Annotated in this window: 14 protein-coding genes and 2 pseudogenes; 9 read left to right on the top strand and 7 right to left on the bottom strand. The window is 50.9% G+C overall.

Going from position 1 to position 17660, the window contains the following annotated elements; genetic code table 11:
* Window positions 1–101 precede the first annotated feature (101 nt).
* The 4 genes and pseudogenes from clpX to bolA form a co-directional block, all read right to left on the bottom strand.
* Complete coding sequence (gene clpX / locus ACLJRU_RS03255; RefSeq protein WP_000130314.1) at window positions 102–1373, bottom strand: ATP-dependent protease ATP-binding subunit ClpX; 1272 nt, start codon at window positions 1371–1373, stop codon at window positions 102–104.
* A 251-nt stretch (window positions 1374–1624) separates the two neighbouring features.
* Entirely contained in the window at window positions 1625–2248 is a 624-nt protein-coding gene (gene clpP / locus ACLJRU_RS03260) for an ATP-dependent Clp endopeptidase proteolytic subunit ClpP (protein ID WP_000122257.1), read from the bottom strand.
* A gap of 246 nt (window positions 2249–2494) precedes the next feature.
* Window positions 2495–3793: a trigger factor gene (tig, locus tag ACLJRU_RS03265; protein ID WP_001198408.1), complete on the bottom strand. Its 1299-nt coding sequence runs from the start codon at window positions 3791–3793 to the stop codon at window positions 2495–2497.
* 346 nt (window positions 3794–4139) lie between these two features.
* Window positions 4140–4458, bottom strand: a pseudogene (gene bolA / locus ACLJRU_RS03270) (transcriptional regulator BolA).
* Between the two features lie 303 nt (window positions 4459–4761).
* Between bolA and ACLJRU_RS03275 the strand changes: the two are divergent.
* From ACLJRU_RS03275 to cyoE, 7 genes are all read left to right on the top strand, one after another.
* Window positions 4762–5340, top strand: a complete 579-nt coding sequence (locus ACLJRU_RS03275; RefSeq protein WP_001539323.1) for a lipoprotein — start codon at window positions 4762–4764, stop codon at window positions 5338–5340.
* Window positions 5341–5383: 43 nt separating this feature from the next.
* Complete coding sequence (gene ampG / locus ACLJRU_RS03280; protein ID WP_000098473.1) at window positions 5384–6859, top strand: muropeptide MFS transporter AmpG; 1476 nt, start codon at window positions 5384–5386, stop codon at window positions 6857–6859.
* 452 nt (window positions 6860–7311) lie between these two features.
* A complete protein-coding gene (cyoA, locus tag ACLJRU_RS03285; RefSeq protein ID WP_001239448.1) occupies window positions 7312–8268 on the top strand; it encodes a cytochrome o ubiquinol oxidase subunit II in 957 nt (318 codons plus the stop codon).
* A 10-nt stretch (window positions 8269–8278) separates the two neighbouring features.
* A complete protein-coding gene (cyoB, locus tag ACLJRU_RS03290) occupies window positions 8279–10270 on the top strand; it encodes a cytochrome o ubiquinol oxidase subunit I (RefSeq protein ID WP_023235417.1) in 1992 nt (663 codons plus the stop codon).
* Complete coding sequence (locus ACLJRU_RS03295) at window positions 10260–10874, top strand: cytochrome o ubiquinol oxidase subunit III (RefSeq protein ID WP_000179833.1); 615 nt, start codon at window positions 10260–10262, stop codon at window positions 10872–10874. The genes cyoB and ACLJRU_RS03295 overlap by 11 nt, the downstream gene beginning before the upstream one ends.
* On the top strand, window positions 10874–11203 hold the full coding sequence (locus ACLJRU_RS03300) for a cytochrome o ubiquinol oxidase subunit IV (RefSeq protein ID WP_000019878.1): 330 nt from the start codon (window positions 10874–10876) through the stop codon (window positions 11201–11203). The genes ACLJRU_RS03295 and ACLJRU_RS03300 overlap by 1 nt, the downstream gene beginning before the upstream one ends.
* An 11-nt stretch (window positions 11204–11214) precedes the next feature.
* Window positions 11215–12105, top strand: a complete 891-nt coding sequence (cyoE, locus tag ACLJRU_RS03305; protein ID WP_000971352.1) for a heme o synthase — start codon at window positions 11215–11217, stop codon at window positions 12103–12105.
* Between the two features lie 47 nt (window positions 12106–12152).
* Here the strand turns inward: cyoE and ACLJRU_RS03310 are convergent, their stop codons facing one another.
* A complete protein-coding gene (locus ACLJRU_RS03310; RefSeq protein ID WP_023235416.1) occupies window positions 12153–13622 on the bottom strand; it encodes a tetratricopeptide repeat protein in 1470 nt (489 codons plus the stop codon).
* Window positions 13623–13633: 11 nt separating this feature from the next.
* On the bottom strand, window positions 13634–15145 hold the full coding sequence (locus ACLJRU_RS03315; protein ID WP_001539316.1) for a tetratricopeptide repeat protein: 1512 nt from the start codon (window positions 15143–15145) through the stop codon (window positions 13634–13636).
* Window positions 15146–15319: 174 nt separating this feature from the next.
* Between ACLJRU_RS03315 and ACLJRU_RS03320 the strand changes: the two are divergent.
* Window positions 15320–15451 (top strand): annotated as a pseudogene (locus ACLJRU_RS03320) (IS5/IS1182 family transposase); the annotation flags it as partial.
* Between the two features lie 230 nt (window positions 15452–15681).
* Window positions 15682–17046, top strand: a complete 1365-nt coding sequence (locus tag ACLJRU_RS03325; RefSeq protein ID WP_001000938.1) for an MFS transporter — start codon at window positions 15682–15684, stop codon at window positions 17044–17046.
* 46 nt (window positions 17047–17092) lie between these two features.
* On the opposite strand, the gene ACLJRU_RS03330 is transcribed toward ACLJRU_RS03325, so the two are convergent.
* Entirely contained in the window at window positions 17093–17584 is a 492-nt protein-coding gene (locus ACLJRU_RS03330) for a YajQ family cyclic di-GMP-binding protein (protein ID WP_001138913.1), read from the bottom strand.
* Between the last annotated feature and the right edge of the window lie 76 nt (window positions 17585–17660).

The raw sequence follows: 17660 nt of genomic DNA on the forward strand, positions 1-17660 counted from the left end.
ATGGGGATGTTTCCCACACATTCAACGGCGTGTTTACAGGAAAAACGAAAGGGGAGATAAAATCCCCCCTTTTTTGGCTAACTGATTGTATGAATGTTTAATTATTCGCCAGAAGCCTGCGCTTCCGGTTTGCCGTAAATCAGCAACGGCTTACTCTGACCGGCAATAACGGACTCGTCGATCACCACTTTTTCGACGTCTTCCATAGATGGCAAATCGTACATGGTATCCAGCAGCGCCGCTTCGACGATAGAACGCAGACCACGGGCACCGGTTTTACGCGCCATTGCTTTCCTGGCGATAGCGTCCAGCGCTTCGTCACGGAATTCCAGATCGACGCCTTCCAGGTTAAACAGCGCCTGATACTGCTTGGTCAGCGCATTTTTCGGCTCTTTCAGGATTTGAATCAGCGCTTCTTCGCTGAGTTCATTCAGCGTCGCTACCACTGGCAGACGACCGATAAACTCAGGAATCAGACCAAATTTGATCAAATCTTCCGGTTCAACCTGCGACAACAGCTCGCCTTCGCTGGCTTTGTCGGACTTCGCTTTCACCGTCGCGCCAAAACCAATGCCGGAGCCGGTTTCAACACGGTTAGCGATCACTTTATCCAGACCGGCAAACGCGCCGCCGCAGATAAACAGAATCTTAGAGGTATCTACCTGTAAGAACTCCTGCTGCGGATGTTTGCGACCGCCCTGCGGTGGAACCGCGGCGACGGTGCCTTCGATCAGTTTCAGCAACGCCTGCTGTACGCCTTCGCCGGAAACATCGCGGGTAATGGACGGATTGTCTGATTTACGCGAAATCTTATCGATTTCATCAATGTAGACAATCCCACGCTGCGCTTTTTGCACGTCGTAGTCGCATTTCTGCAACAGTTTCTGAATGATATTCTCGACGTCTTCACCAACGTAACCCGCTTCAGTTAGCGTGGTCGCATCCGCCATAGTGAACGGCACATCCAGCAAGCGCGCCAGCGTTTCCGCCAGCAGCGTTTTACCGGAACCGGTCGGTCCAATCAGCAGAATGTTGCTTTTGCCTAACTCGACGCCATTGCTGGTATCGCCGTTACGCAGACGCTTGTAGTGGTTATAGACCGCCACCGCCAGCACTTTTTTCGCCTGCTCCTGGCCGATAACGTAATCGTCCAGGTGGGTACGAATTTCATGCGGCGTCGGCAGCGCACTACGTTCACGGTGCGGAGCAACTTCTTTAATTTCTTCGCGAATAATGTCGTTACATAAATCGACGCATTCGTCGCAGATATACACGGATGGACCGGCAATCAGCTTGCGCACTTCATGCTGGCTTTTGCCGCAAAAAGAGCAGTACAACAATTTGCCCGAGCCATCTTTGCGTTTATCTGTCATGAGTCAAAACCTCTTCTTTGTTCTTTGTGCCGCACACGACGACGCAAATGCCATTCTCAGGCGCAAGCCGCTAATCAGCGTTGTGCCGCCCTTCATTAGTATATACACAAAATCATTCGAGCTACATCAAGGCGGCAACTCAGCGACTCCGCAGGCGCTTACATAAGTAAGTCACCGGGAGGCGCGCTGGCAACCAACACCGAGGTAGCGTGAAGGATGAAGTGTATAGCGGCACACTTGCGTCCAGGGCATCAATTACGATGGGTCAAAATTGAGTCAACCAAACCGTACTCTACCGCTTCAGGCGCGGAGAGGAAGCGATCGCGCTCAGTATCACGTTCAATCTGCTCAAGAGATTGACCCGTATGATGCGCCATAAGTTCATTCATGCGCCCTTTTACTTTCAAAATTTCGCGGGCGTGAATTTCAATATCCGTCGCCTGGCCCTGGTAGCCGCCCAGCGGCTGGTGGATCATGACGCGAGAGTTCGGCAAGCAGAAACGTTTGCCTTTCGCCCCGGCAGTCAGCAGAAACGCCCCCATAGAGGCCGCCTGTCCCATACAAATGGTGCTGACGTCTGGCTTAATAAACTGCATGGTGTCATAGATGGACATCCCCGCAGTAATTACGCCGCCAGGAGAATTAATGTACAGATAGATATCTTTTTCCGGGTTTTCCGCTTCCAGGAACAGCATCTGCGCCACGATTAGGTTAGCCATATGGTCTTCGACCTGGCCGGTCAGAAATATGACGCGTTCCTTAAGTAGACGAGAATAGATATCAAAAGAGCGCTCACCGCGTGAGGTCTGTTCAATGACCATCGGCACCAGCGCCATATGAGGGGCCAAATTATCTCGTTCTCCGCTGTATGACATTTCCGTCTCCTGGATAAAAATTGAAAAAACCTGCTGTACTGATTGTAACCTGATGGACGGATTATCAGCCAGTCCCTCTGTAATGGGTACGGCATCGCCATAATTCAAGCATAACAATCTTTTGCTCTAACGCTAACACTGAAACGCGATTTTCGCACCCTTACCATGCAAAATGCGTGACAAAAAAAACCCGTCACTGAAAGGTGACGGGTTTTTGTGCAAATTTCGTGCTTTTAACGCGACAAATTATGCCTGCTGGTTCATCAGCTCATTGAAGGAAGTGGCTTTTTCAGACACTTTCGCTTTTGCCAGAACCGCTTCAACAGCCTGTTCTTCCAGAGCGACGTTACGCATATTGTCCATCAGCTCTTTATTTTTGCTGTAGAACTCAATTACTTCTTTCGGATCTTCGTAAGCAGACGCCATCTCTTCGATCAGGCCTTTAACGCGTTCTTCGTCCGCTTTCAGCTCGTTGGTACGAATGACTTCGCCGAGCAGCAGACCGACAACTACACGACGCTTAGCCTGTTCTTCGAACAGTTCGCGCGGCAGCTCCAGAGCCTGTTTCTCGTTACCACCAAAACGCTGCGCAGCCTGACGACGCAGAACGTCGATTTCGCTGTCGATCAGCGCAGCCGGTACGTCGATGTCGTTAGCTTTTACCAGACCTTCGATCGCCTGAGACTTAACGCGGTTACGCACCGCGCCTTTCAGCTCGCGTTCCATGTTTTTACGTACTTCAGCGCGCAGACCGGCTACGGAACCATCTTCAACGCCGAAACGTTTGATGAATTCTTCGGTCAGTTCCGGCAGTCCGCGTTCTTCAACTTTCTTCAGGTTGATAACGAACTTAGCCGCTTTACCTTTCAGGTTTTCAGCATGGTACTCTTCCGGGAAGGTCACATCGATAGTGAACTCTTCGCCAGCTTTGTGGCCTTTAACGCCGTCTTCAAAGCCCGGAATCATACGACCCTGGCCCATCGCCAGAACAAAATCGGTCGCTTTGCCGCCTTCGAACTCTTCGCCGTCTACAGAGCCGGTGAAGTCGATGGTCACGCGGTCTTCCGCATCAGCAGCGCCGTCTTTTTCTTTCCAGGTCGCCTGCTGCTTACGCAGGGTGTCCAGCATCACATCAACGTCAGCGTCGGTGACTTCAACAACCGGTTTTTCAACTTCGATGGACTCGAGGCCGGTCAGCTCAACTTCCGGATAGACTTCAAACTCGACGGAGTAAGTGAAGTCTTCACCCACTTTGTATTCGCCCGGAACATAGTTCGGCGCGCCTGCCGGGTTAATTTTTTCTTTGATGATCGCGTCAACGAAGTTGCGGCTCATCAGATCGCCCAGCACGTCCTGGCGAACAGAAGCGCCATAACGCTGAGCGACGATATTCATCGGTACTTTGCCTTTACGGAAGCCGTCAATACGTACTTTTTTCGCTACGTTGACCAGCTCGCTTTTTACAGCGGTCTCGATGCTGTCAGCAGCGATTGTAATCGTTACACGGCGGCCAAGGCCCTGAGTGGTTTCAACTGAAACTTGCATCTTGTTACCTCAAAAAATCACAGTGCTCGGTCAACTCTACTCCGCAAGCACGTGCTATTTGCTTCGCGGAACCGGGATGTTCTCATAATCAATCACATTCCCTGTCGTCAGAATCATCCCGAAGACGTTCATATATAAGACGGCGCATTATAGCGGCATCACTTTTGTGAGTCGAGAACGGTGATTGTGCGATGCTGCGGCGGTTTTCACAATTCTCGGCTAATTTTTGTCTGAATACTGTACGACACGCTCAAAATTCAGACAAAACAAAACGGCCCGCAGGCCGTTTTCACATAATTCTGTAGCAACATACTGGAAAAGCGGAGGTAGTTGCAAATCCGTTTTGCTACGCGATGCTTCCCGCGCCGCGACAAGGAGGCGACGCGAAGATAGTATCCTGCAATCCTTCCCACTCTTTGAGGGTATAAGTATGCAGTGCCAGCGCATGTACGGTTGTGGAAAGTTCCGCCGTTAACGTACCGTAAATCATCCGATGACGATTAAGAAAACGTTCGCCTGTAAAGCGATCGCTCACCAGCACGACCTTAAAATGGCTTTCCGATCCTGCTGGAACATTGTGACGATAGCTTTCATCCACAACTTCGAGAAACACGGGGTCGAACGCTGTCCTTAATTTTTCTTCTATATTGCTCACGTATCATCATGAAAATCTCCTCCGACAACGCTGTGATGTCACCCATCCCTTTAAATACTAGCCGCTTTTACCGTTTCCATTACAGCATGACAACAAAAATTTAGCTTTCGTCTGGTTATTTCAGCCAAACGTATGAAGTTTACTGCCTTAATCATTCTTTTAGCGCTCAAAATCCCCGCTCGCGCCGTTATCAATACCAAATCGGACATTACGACGAATTTACCTGCGTTGACCACTTCCCCTCGCCGTTAGCGGTGTTATGATGGCGGGAATTTTTACCTATCACGTTTTAAGCGTCATTGAGAGCCTGAATATGTTAAAAAAACTTCTCTTTCCGTTAGTCGCTCTGTTTATGCTGGCAGGATGCGCCACACCGCCGACGACCATTGACGTCGCGCCGAAGATCACCTTGCCACAGCAGGACCCGAGCCTGATGGGCGTCACCGTTAGCATTACCGGCGCGGACCAACGCCAGGATCAAGCGTTAGCGAAAGTCACGCGTAACAACCAGCTGGTAACGTTAACCGCCTCCCGCGATTTACGCTTCCTGTTACAAGAAGTCCTGGAAAAACAGATGACGGCGCGGGGCTATATGATCGGGCCTAACGGCGCGGTTAATCTGCAGATTATTGTTAACCAACTGTATGCTGATGTTTCCCAGGGCAGCGTGCGCTACAACATCGCGACCAAAGCGGATATCGCGATTATTGCGACCGCGGCAAATGGCAACAAGATGACCAAAAACTATCGCGCCAACTACTCTATTGAAGGGGCGTTCCAAGCCTCTAACCAGAATATTGCCGACGCGGTGAACAGCGTTCTGACCGATACCATTGCTGATATGTCTCAGGACACCAGTATTCACGATTTTATCAAGCAAAATGCCCGTTAATAGCAACAACAAGACCCGGCAGAAGCCGGGTCTGTAGATGCCTATGTCAAGTCAATATTTACGTATTTTCCAGCAACCGCGCTCAGCCATTCTGCTGATATTGGGTTTTGCCTCCGGTCTCCCGCTGGCGCTCACCTCCGGTACGCTACAGGCGTGGATGACCGTCGAGAATATCGATCTTAAAACGATTGGCTTCTTCTCGCTGGTTGGTCAGGCCTATGTGTTTAAGTTTCTCTGGTCCCCGCTGATGGACCGCTACACGCCGCCTTTTTTAGGTCGTCGTCGCGGTTGGTTACTCGCCACCCAACTGTTGTTACTGGCGGCGATTGCGGCGATGGGCTTTCTTGAACCCGGCACGCAGCTACGCTGGATGGCGGCGCTGGCGGTGGTGATTGCTTTTTGCTCCGCCTCGCAGGATATCGTGTTCGACGCCTGGAAAACCGATGTTTTACCCGCAGAAGAACGCGGCGCTGGCGCGGCAATCAGCGTGCTTGGCTACCGGTTGGGGATGCTGGTTTCCGGCGGACTGGCGCTATGGCTGGCCGATCGCTGGCTCGGCTGGCAGGGCATGTACTGGCTGATGGCGGCATTGCTGATCCCCTGCATTATCGCCACCTTACTGGCGCCGGAACCGACCGATACTATCCCGTCCCCGAAATCGCTGGAACAGGCCGTCGTCGCGCCGCTACGCGATTTCTTTGGCCGTAATAACGCCTGGCTGATTTTACTGCTCATTGTGCTTTATAAACTGGGTGACGCCTTCGCCATGAGCCTGACCACCACCTTTTTGATTCGCGGCGTCGGCTTTGACGCCGGCGAAGTCGGTGTGGTCAATAAAACGCTGGGCCTGCTGGCGACGATCGTCGGCGCGTTATACGGCGGCATATTAATGCAGCGTCTTTCGCTGTTTCGCGCGCTGCTGATTTTCGGCATTTTGCAAGGCGCGTCCAACGCCGGTTACTGGTTGCTCTCCATTACCGATAAAAACATGTTCAGCATGGGCGCGGCGGTCTTTTTCGAAAATCTGTGCGGCGGGATGGGTACTGCCGCCTTTGTCGCCTTATTAATGACGCTATGTAATAAGTCGTTTTCCGCAACACAGTTTGCCCTACTGTCGGCCCTCTCCGCAGTAGGCCGCGTTTATGTTGGTCCCGTAGCGGGCTGGTTCGTTGAAGCGCACGGCTGGCCGACATTCTACCTCTTCTCGGTTGTCGCCGCCGTTCCCGGGCTGTTACTGTTGCTGGTCTGTCGGCAAACGCTGGAATATAGCTGGCAGAACGAGCGTTTCATTCCCCGCACGCAATACCGTGGCGCCTACAATTTCGCGCTTTCAATCCTGCTCGCGGGCGTCGCTTTGCTGGCGGTCTGGGTACTCCTGCTGACCATGAACGCGTTGGATTACACTAACTTCTCATTCCTGTCCGGATTGCTTGAAACTGCGGTAGCGGTTGCCGTGTGCGGCATTGTCTTTGGCGGGTTGCTGGACTACCTGGCGCTACGAAAAACACGCCTGCTCTAAAACATTATTTGCCGTTGTAATAACGACCCGGAATTATAACGGCTAAATAACCATCAATTGATAAAAAATATATTTGTCTTTTTGTGCGCAACAGAATTTTGGAAATTATTGGTAATTTCTACGCTACCTATTTTCTTTACACGATTCAGCCGATTAAATTTAAATTTCTGCCGTTGATTGTCCTTTTATTGATAATAAATTGTTAATTAATTGTTTTATTTTTACATTGGTTATACCAATTACCCCTCAACATCCCACTTACAGACCTCATCCGTTATAACGCAAAGTTTCAACAGTGTCTTAAAGTTATTTCGACATACTTGGCAACATATGTGACATGCGCGGCAGAACTTGGTAACACAGAACCAATCATGTTTACAGTAATGTAACCTTACCGTAAAATGCCCCTACACTTTAAACGCCACCAGGTCCCGTGGAATTGAGGTCGTTAAATGAGACTCAGGAAATACAATAAAAGTTTGGGATGGTTGTCATTAATTGCAGGCACTGCATTACTCAGTGGCTGTAATTCTGCGCTGCTGGATCCCAAAGGACAGATTGGACTGGAGCAACGTTCGCTGATACTGACGGCATTTGGCCTGATGTTGATCGTCGTTATTCCCGCCATCTTGATGGCTGTTGGTTTCGCCTGGAAGTATCGTGCGAGTAATAAGGATGCGAAGTATAGCCCGAACTGGTCACACTCCAATAAAGTGGAAGCCGTGGTCTGGACGGTGCCTATCTTAATCATCATTTTCCTTGCCGTACTGACCTGGAAAACCACGCACGCGCTTGAACCAAGCAAGCCGCTGGCGCATGACGAAAAACCGATCACCATCGAAGTGGTTTCCATGGACTGGAAATGGTTCTTCATCTATCCGGAGCAGGGTATCGCCACCGTCAACGAGATCGCCTTCCCGGCGAACACGCCGGTTTATTTCAAAGTGACCTCCAACTCCGTGATGAACTCCTTCTTTATCCCGCGTCTGGGTAGCCAGATTTATGCCATGGCCGGCATGCAAACACGTTTGCATCTGATCGCCAACGAACCCGGAACCTACGATGGCATCTCCGCCAGCTATAGCGGCCCGGGCTTCTCTGGTATGAAGTTTAAAGCTATCGCCACCAAAGACCGCGCAGAATTCGACCAATGGGTCGCAAAAGCGAAGCAGTCTCCGAACACCATGAATGATATGGCGGCGTTCGAGAAAGTGGCTATGCCAAGCGAGTACAACAAGGTGGAATATTTCTCCAGCGTGAAACCAGATTTGTTCAAGGACGTTATTAACAAATTCATGGACCACGGTAAGAGCATGGACATGACCCAACCTGAAGGTGAGCACAGCTCGCATGAAGGAATGGAAGGTATGGACATGAGCCACGCGGAATCCGCCAACTCCAAGGGTTGAGGAAGATAAGATGTTCGGAAAATTATCACTGGATGCAGTACCGTTCCATGAACCTATCGTCATGGTAACGATCGCTGCAATTATCGTCGGGGGACTGGCGATACTGGCAGCGATTACTTACTTCGGTAAGTGGACCTACCTATGGAAAGAGTGGTTAACGTCGGTTGACCATAAACGCCTCGGCATCATGTATATCATCGTCGCGATTGTGATGCTGTTACGTGGCTTCGCCGATGCCATCATGATGCGTAGCCAGCAGGCGCTTGCCTCCGCAGGCGAAGCGGGTTTTCTACCGCCGCACCACTACGATCAGATCTTTACCGCTCACGGCGTAATCATGATCTTCTTCGTGGCGATGCCCTTCGTTATCGGTCTGATGAACCTGGTGGTTCCGCTGCAGATCGGCGCGCGCGACGTTGCTTTCCCTTTCCTGAACAACCTGAGCTTCTGGTTCACCGTTGTCGGCGTTATTCTGGTTAACCTCTCGCTGGGCGTCGGCGAGTTTGCACAGACAGGGTGGCTGGCTTATCCGCCGCTATCGGGAATAGAGTACAGTCCCAGCGTCGGGGTCGATTACTGGATATGGGCGTTGCAACTCTCGGGTATTGGTACGACGTTAACCGGTATCAACTTCTTCGTGACGATCCTGAAGATGCGTGCGCCGGGTATGACGATGTTCAAGATGCCGGTCTTTACCTGGGCCTCTTTGTGCGCCAACGTACTGATCATCGCCTCTTTCCCGATTCTGACGGTTACCGTCGCGTTGCTGACCCTGGATCGCTATCTGGGCACCCATTTCTTTACCAACGATATGGGCGGCAACATGATGATGTACATCAACCTGATTTGGGCCTGGGGCCATCCGGAAGTGTACATTCTGATTCTGCCGGTCTTCGGGGTATTCTCCGAAATCGCAGCGACCTTCTCGCGTAAACGTCTGTTCGGCTATACCTCGCTGGTTTGGGCGACCGTCTGTATTACCGTACTGTCGTTTATCGTTTGGCTGCACCACTTCTTCACGATGGGCGCAGGCGCGAACGTTAACGCCTTCTTCGGTATCACCACCATGATTATCGCCATCCCGACCGGGGTGAAGATCTTCAACTGGTTGTTCACCATGTATCAGGGCCGTATCGTCTTCCATTCCGCAATGATGTGGACCATCGGCTTTATCGTGACCTTCTCGGTCGGCGGTATGACCGGCGTTCTGCTGGCGGTACCGGGCGCGGACTTCGTCCTGCACAACAGTCTGTTCCTGATTGCGCACTTCCATAACGTGATCATCGGCGGCGTGGTGTTTGGCTGCTTCGCGGGTATGACCTACTGGTGGCCGAAGGCGTTTGGCTTCAAGCTGAACGAAACCTGGGGTAAACGCGCCTTCTGGTTCTGGATTATCGGTTTCTTTGTAGCCTTTATGCCGCTGTACGTACTGGGCTTCATGGGCATGACCCGTCGCCTCAGCCAGCAAATTGATCCGCAGTTCCATACGATGCTGATGGTTGCCGCCGCCGGCGCCGCGCTGATTGCGCAGGGTATCCTGTGCCAACTGATTCAGATCTTCGTTTCTATTCGCGACCGCGATCAGAACCGCGATCTGACCGGCGACCCATGGGGTGGCCGTACGCTGGAGTGGTCAACCTCGTCTCCGCCGCCGTTCTATAACTTTGCCGTTGTGCCGCACGTTCACGAATGTGACGCCTTCTGGGAAATGAAAGAAAAAGGCGAAGCGTACCAACAGCCTGGACAGTATGAAGAGATTCATATGCCGAAAAATAGCGGTGCCGGTATTGTTATCGCCGCCTTCGCGACGGTATTTGGCTTCGCCATGATCTGGCATATCTGGTGGCTGGCGATAGTGGGTTTCGCAGGCATGATCATCAGCTGGATTGTAAAAAGCTTTGATGAAGATGTGGATTACTACGTGCCGGTCCCGGAAGTCGAAAAACTGGAAAACCAGCATTTCGATGAGATTACTAAGGCAGGGCTGAAAAATGGCAACTGATACTTTAACGCACGCGACTGCCCACGCGCACGAACACGGGCACCATGACGCAGGCCAGAACAAAATCTTCGGATTTTGGGTCTACCTGATGAGCGACTGTATTCTGTTCTCTATTCTGTTTGCTACCTATGCCGTTCTGGTGAACGGCACCGCTGGCGGCCCGACAGGTAAGGACATTTTCGAACTGCCGTTCGTTCTGGTTGAAACCTTCCTGCTGTTATTTAGCTCCATTACCTACGGCATGGCGGCGATCGCCATGCACAAGAACAACAAGAGCCAGGTTATCTCCTGGCTGGCGTTGACCTTCTTGTTCGGTGCCGGATTTATCGGGATGGAACTCTATGAATTCCATCACCTGATTGTTAACGGTATGGGCCCGGATCGCAGCGGCTTCCTGTCTGCGTTCTTCGCGCTGGTCGGCACGCACGGTCTGCACGTCACTTCCGGTTTGATCTGGATGGCGGTGCTGATGGTGCAAGTTGCCCGTCGCGGTCTGACCAGCACTAACCGTACCCGCATCATGTGCCTGAGCCTGTTCTGGCACTTCCTGGATGTGATTTGGATTTGCGTATTCACTGTTGTTTATCTGATGGGGGCGATGTAATGAGTCATTCTACCGAGAGCGGCGGCGCATCCCACGGCAGCGTAAAAACGTACATGACCGGCTTTATCCTGTCGGTCATCCTGACGGTTATTCCATTCTGGATGGTGATGACTGGCGCTGCCTCTCCGGCCGTTATTCTGGGATCTATCCTGGCAATGGCAGTGGTGCAGATTTTGGTGCATCTGGTGTGTTTCCTGCACATGAACACCAAATCTGATGAAGGCTGGAACATGACGGCCTTCATCTTTACCGTGCTGATCATCGCCATCCTGGTTGTGGGCTCCATCTGGATTATGTGGAACCTCAACTACAACATGATGATGCACTAAGAGCGGCGAGTATGATGTTTAAGCAATACCTGCAAGTAACGAAACCAGGCATCATCTTTGGCAACCTGATCTCGGTGATCGGGGGATTTCTGCTGGCCTCAAAGGGCAGCATTGACTATCCCCTGTTCATTTATACGCTGGTCGGGGTGTCACTGGTTGTGGCGTCGGGTTGTGTATTTAACAACTACATCGACAGGGATATCGACAGGAAGATGGAAAGGACCAAGAATCGGGTGCTGGTCAAAGGCCTGATTTCTCCTGGCGTCTCGCTGGTATACGCCACCCTGCTGGGTATTGCTGGCTTTATGCTGTTGTGGTTTGGCGCCAATCCTCTGGCCTGCTGGCTGGGGGTAATGGGCTTCGTGGTCTACGTTGGCGTGTACAGCTTGTACATGAAGCGTCACTCCGTCTACGGAACGCTGATTGGTTCTCTCTCCGGCGCAGCGCCGCCGGTGATTGGCTACTGCGCCGTAACGGGCGACTTTGACAGCGGCGCGGCGATCCTGTTGGCTATTTTCAGCCTCTGGCAGATGCCGCACTCTTACGCCATCGCCATTTTCCGCTTTAAGGACTATCAGGCGGCCAATATCCCGGTTCTGCCGGTGGTAAAAGGAATCTCAGTCGCTAAAAACCACATCACGCTGTACATCATTGCGTTTGCCGTTGCAACGCTAATGCTCACGTTGGGCGGTTATGCCGGTTACAAATACCTGGTGGTCGCCGCGGCGGTCAGCGTTTGGTGGCTCGGCATGGCGCTACGCGGTTACAAAGTGGAAGATGATAAGGTCTGGGCGCGCAAGCTGTTCGGCTTCTCTATCATTGCGATTACCGCGCTGAGTATCATGATGTCCGTTGATTTTATGGTGCCGAATTCGCAGAATCTGCTGACTTACGTCTGGTAAGACTTTTGATGGCGTATCGCTTGATACGCCATTATTTTCGCTCGCAGTTACAGAAAAACGCCTGCCTTAAGCATATCCATCTCTTTACCGTTAACCATTCCCGTCACAGCAGTCACGCTATAGCTATCAACATCGCAAAATTCCGGCTGATAGACAGGTTGTAATGTCGATTCACGGAGCGTATCAGACTTATACCCTTGTAAATTGCGGTTCTGCGTATTTAGCCCAAAAGGCTCAAATGCGATAACCTGCTGTGACATCGCCCCGGCCTTATTTTTCAGCGCCAGTGAGACGCGTAAATTCTCTATACTGCTGATTCTGTCCGTTTTGACGACAAACTCCAGCTCGCATGCATAGCCGCTGCCCTGGCTCGCACCGAAAACACGATCACGATTGAAGGTTAACTTCGGCAAATTCTTTTCACGCATTGCCACAGCTTCAGCGCGGGCCTGTCGGTCTTTTTCGCAGGTCACCTGAAAATGGGGATCGTCTGCAAAACTTGTTCGCCCCTGAGCAAACAACTCCGCTGCCTTCCGGCAATCCGTGTCGACAAACTGACCGTTGGTATACATCCAGGCAAGATAGTTTAAAGCGCGAAACTTGCCCATCTTCGCCGCCCGTTCAAAGAATTCAAATGCCCGAGCGTAATCAAGCGGAACCTGCGTCCCGGAGTAATAGATCTCACCAAGATTTATGAGCGCATCGGCATTACCCTGCGCAGCCGCCAACTCGTACCACTGCACCCCCTTCTGCAGATCGCGCTTAATCCCTCGTTTTCCATTCAAGTAGAAGTAACCGAGTATATTCTGCGCATCAGCCTGGCCCAATTCAGCAGCCTTGCGGAACCATTGCAACGAACGCGCCTCTTTATCGTCGACCTCAACAAAACCAGAGTCATAGAGGCTACCAACGATAAAGTTAAGTTCAGGGTCTCTCTCCTGCGCCCACAGCTCCGCAAGGTGCAGGATATCCTCCTTTGAATAACCCAGGCGCGTGATGAGCGCGGCCATCGCGCTCCCGCCGCTGGCATACTGGCGTAATGTTTCAATAAACCGGGAACGCTGAGTAATATCGCTTTCCGCGGCTTGCTTTGCCGTATCTATTTCGTCGGCTATCAGGCGCGTCACCGTCTGCGCATCAGTATCGGTGTCTGCTTTACTGGTTTTATCCACAAGCTCTTTTGCCAAAACGTCATCCTGCATCACCCCCAGGCCATGCAGATAAAAATAACGAGCGTTGTAGCAGCCATAGGGTTCTTCAACATGACAAGCCTGCTCATAATACTTGATAGCCTGTATCATATCTATCGGCACGGCAACGCCGTACTCATAAATAAACCCCAGTTCTGCCAGCGCCTGGGCATTATTATCTTTGGCTAACGCTTTTAGCTCATTTAGCGCCTGAATATCTTTCTGCGCAATACGGCTATACAACGCGTCAATATCATCACCTGCCTGGCATACCGATGCGAAAGAAAGCCCAAGCAGAAACAAAATATTCCATTTCCGTTTTATCATTTTTCATTCCCTTATTCTTTATCTAAAAAGCGCACACTGTCAGCTTTCAGCAAATCAACATTCTTATCGTTAATCGTTGCCGTAGCGGATTTCAGCGTAAAATGGATATCGTCAATCCCGTGACAAAAATCTTGCGTATACAACGGGAGATCGTATGGGGTAACGAGAGGATCAACATCATGATTTTGCATATCTATCCCCAGAGTATTCAAACCGAATGGCGGAATCATTAACGTTTCCTCAGTTGCCATTCCATCATCATTTTTCAGCTCAAGCGTAATATGCAAATTCGCCATGTTACGGATTTTATCTGTGCCAATCTGAAAAATTAGTGCGCATTCTTTCGGTTTAGCCGTTATCCCGCGAGAGAAAATACTCTCTTTTTTTAGGGTTACTTTGGGTAAAGCATCCGCGTTGTTTTTTCGACTCTGAATATCCGCTGCGCATTTACTTAAAAATATTTTTTCCTCAACCTTCTTACCTACATATCGAGATGCTTTCTTGTAATACGACCAGGCTTTATCACAATCAGGTGCAGTACCTAAACCGTTATAATACATCCAACTCAACGGCATCGTTGAGCGCGAATTAGTACCATCATTTTCAACCTGCGTAAATAATGCCAGCGCTTTAGCGTAATCAGTGCGCCCTGTTGCGCCAGAATAATAGATTTTACCTAACGCAATCTGTGCATCGCTGTCCCCCTGCTCAGCCGCCTGACCATACCATTTTTGTGCTTCCTGAATGTCTGGCTTAATCCCCCACTCATCGCCCTCTCCCCCCGAATAAATACCCCCCAAGAGAGATTGGGCCTCAACGACGCCTTTTTCCGCGGCGGCGCGAAACCATTTCAACGAGGCCGGCCTGGCTTTATAAGGCTCGTCCGCATAGCGACCGGAAAAGTCATTAAGGGTGAGTCGCCCCATCTGATAATCCATTTGCGGGTCGCCATCCTGCGACCATAACGTAGCCAGCCGAAATGTTTTTTCCTGGTTAAATCCAATACGGCTAAAAAAAAGCGCATCGCTCTCGGGTCTATTATTTAGAGCATGAATTAGTATACTAATAAATGCCGCCCGCTGCGATTTATCCGTATCGGCCAATGCTTTTGCCATGTAAATTTCTTGCGAAAACTTATCAATATATTCTTGCTCAATCAATAAATTATCCAGATTCATTTTCTTAGCATACTTATTGGCCTGAGCGCTATCTTTCGCCACTCCGTCGCCATACTGATAAGCATACTTCACATTATAACAGCCGTAGTTACCGCCAAGCTCACAGGCCTGCTTGTAATACTGCAACGCCCGTTCGCGATTCATCGGTACACTAAGGCCGTATTCATGGATAAACCCCAGTTCATCCAGAACCGAAGCTCTTTTTTCCACAGGCAAAGCATCAAGATCCTTCTGGGTAAGCGCAGCGTATTTTACATCATCTTTACTGTTGTTCTCTGATGCATTCACCTGGTTAGCAAATAAAACACCCGCTAAAATACATAATGATAAGAATTTAATTTTCACAACTAATTCACTCCTTGAATAATATAATAAATAAGACTGATGACGAACCTTCTGCCTGATAAACGCGCGCCATCACGCAGAAAGTTTGCTATCAGTCTCGGCGTTGTTGAATAAATCAAATTTTCAGAAGATGGGCGGATCTGATCATTGCCATCGTTTCAGAATCGGGTTCCTATGGCAAAGCAAAAGTTTAAAATCACCCACCGGCCAGCCACACTCAGGCAGCGCGGTTCGCTGACAGTCTGGCTTGACGAGTTCTGCTATTGCAACATGGAGCAACAGCGCACACCGCCTGAAGGCCGTGGCTAACCGCTACACTATACTGATACGGCTCAGATAGCCACTACAGCTCAAGGAGATCGGAATATGAATGAGCACAAGGCTATGCTGACTCTCCCGATCGCCCCTATCGTGTTAACGATTTATCTCTTTTTTAGCTCAACTGTTTCAAAAACATAATATTTGCTAATTAACCCTCTATTTACCCGGCACACTCCCCGCACTACACTACTCCCAGCTTTTATACAGAGGTGGCAATGAACGATTATAAAATGACGCCAGGGGAGCTGCGCGCCACATGGGGTTTAGGGACCGTCTTTTCGTTGCGTATGCTGGGCATGTTTATGGTTCTACCAGTACTGACCACATACGGTATGGCGCTACAGGGCGCCAGCGAAGCATTAATCGGCATTGCGATCGGCATTTACGGGCTGGCGCAGGCTATCTTTCAAATTCCCTTTGGGCTGCTGTCCGACCGCATTGGCCGTAAACCGCTGATTGTCGGCGGACTGGCGGTATTTGTCGCGGGTAGCGTCATTGCCGCGCTCTCCCACTCAATCTGGGGCATTATTCTGGGGCGAGCGCTACAAGGGTCCGGCGCTATTGCCGCCGCCGTCATGGCGCTCCTGTCTGACCTCACCCGCGAGCAAAACCGCACCAAAGCGATGGCGTTTATCGGCGTCAGCTTTGGTATCACCTTCGCGATTGCGATGGTATTAGGGCCGATCGTTACCCATAGTCTGGGATTGAACGCGTTGTTCTGGATGATCGCCGCCCTCGCCACTCTGGGCATTCTTCTGACGATCTGGGTGGTTCCCAACAGTACTAACCATGTGCTGAATCGCGAATCCGGGATGGTCAAAGGCAGCTTCAGTAAAGTGCTGGCGGAGCCGAGGCTGCTCAAGCTCAATTTCGGCATTATGTGTCTGCATATTTTATTGATGTCCACCTTTGTCGCCCTGCCCGGCCAGCTTGCCGATGCCGGTTTCCCTGCCGCCGAACACTGGAAGGTGTATCTGGCAACCATGGTGATCGCCTTTGCCGCCGTCGTGCCTTTTATTATCTATGCTGAAGTCAAACGGCGGATGAAGCAGGTATTCCTGTTCTGCGTGGGGCTCATTGTCGTCGCAGAAATCGTGTTGTGGGGAGCGGGCCAACATTTCTGGGAGCTGGTGATTGGCGTACAACTCTTTTTCCTCGCCTTTAATCTGATGGAGGCGCTGCTGCCTTCGCTTATTAGCAAAGAGTCGCCCGCGGGGTATAAAGGAACGGCGATGGGCGTCTATTCTACCAGTCAGTTTCTTGGCGTGGCGCTTGGCGGCTCGCTGGGCGGCTGGATAGACGGCACGTTTGATGGGCAAACCGTTTTCCTTGCCGGGGCCGTACTGGCGATGGTATGGCTGGCGGTGGCAAGTACCATGAAAGAGCCGCCCTATGTCAGCAGCCTGCGCGTGGAAATTCCAGCGGATATTGTTGCTGACGACAGGCTAAAACAGCGACTGTTGGCAATGAAAGGCGTAAGCGAAGCGCTGATCGTGGCGGAAGAGCATTCCGCTTACGTCAAAATCGACAGCAAAGTGACCAATCGCTTTGAAGTTGAACAGCTTATCAGCAAAGGATGAATACTGCATTGCCGGATGGCGGCGAGGCTCTATCCGGCATAACAACTTAATCGCGGAAGTTTTTGAACTGGAACGGCTGGCCCAAATCGCCGCCGCGAACCAGCGCCATTACCGATTGCAGATCGTCACGTGATTTGCCCGTCACGCGAATCTCTTCCCCCTGAATTTGCGCCTGCACCTTCAGTTTGCTGTCTTTAATCAGCTTGACGATTTTCTTCTGCACGGCGCTTTCAATGCCCTGCTTCAGCTTCGCTTCCACATACCAGGTTTTACCGCTATGCACGAACTCGTCCGGTACATCCAGCGAAGCGCCTTCAATACCGCGTTTAAGCAGCTTGGCGCGCAGAATATCGAGCAACTGATTGACCTGGAAATCGGACTCGCTCAGCACCTTGATGGTTTTATTGGCATCGTTCAGTTCAATAGTCGCCTCTACGCCACGGAAGTCAAAACGAGACTCAACCTCGCGAACCGCGTTATCCACACCGTTACGCGCTTCCTGCAGATCAACTTCAGAAACAATATCGAAAGATGGCATCTTTTCTTCTCCCTTCATTTTCGTTGCGTTGCATAATACCTGCAACGAGGCTTAACGAGAAGCTTAGCTGATGACG

Origin of the sequence: Salmonella sp. SAL00653, from assembly GCF_046552515.1 — a bacterium.
GTDB lineage: Bacteria > Pseudomonadota > Gammaproteobacteria > Enterobacterales > Enterobacteriaceae > Salmonella > Salmonella enterica.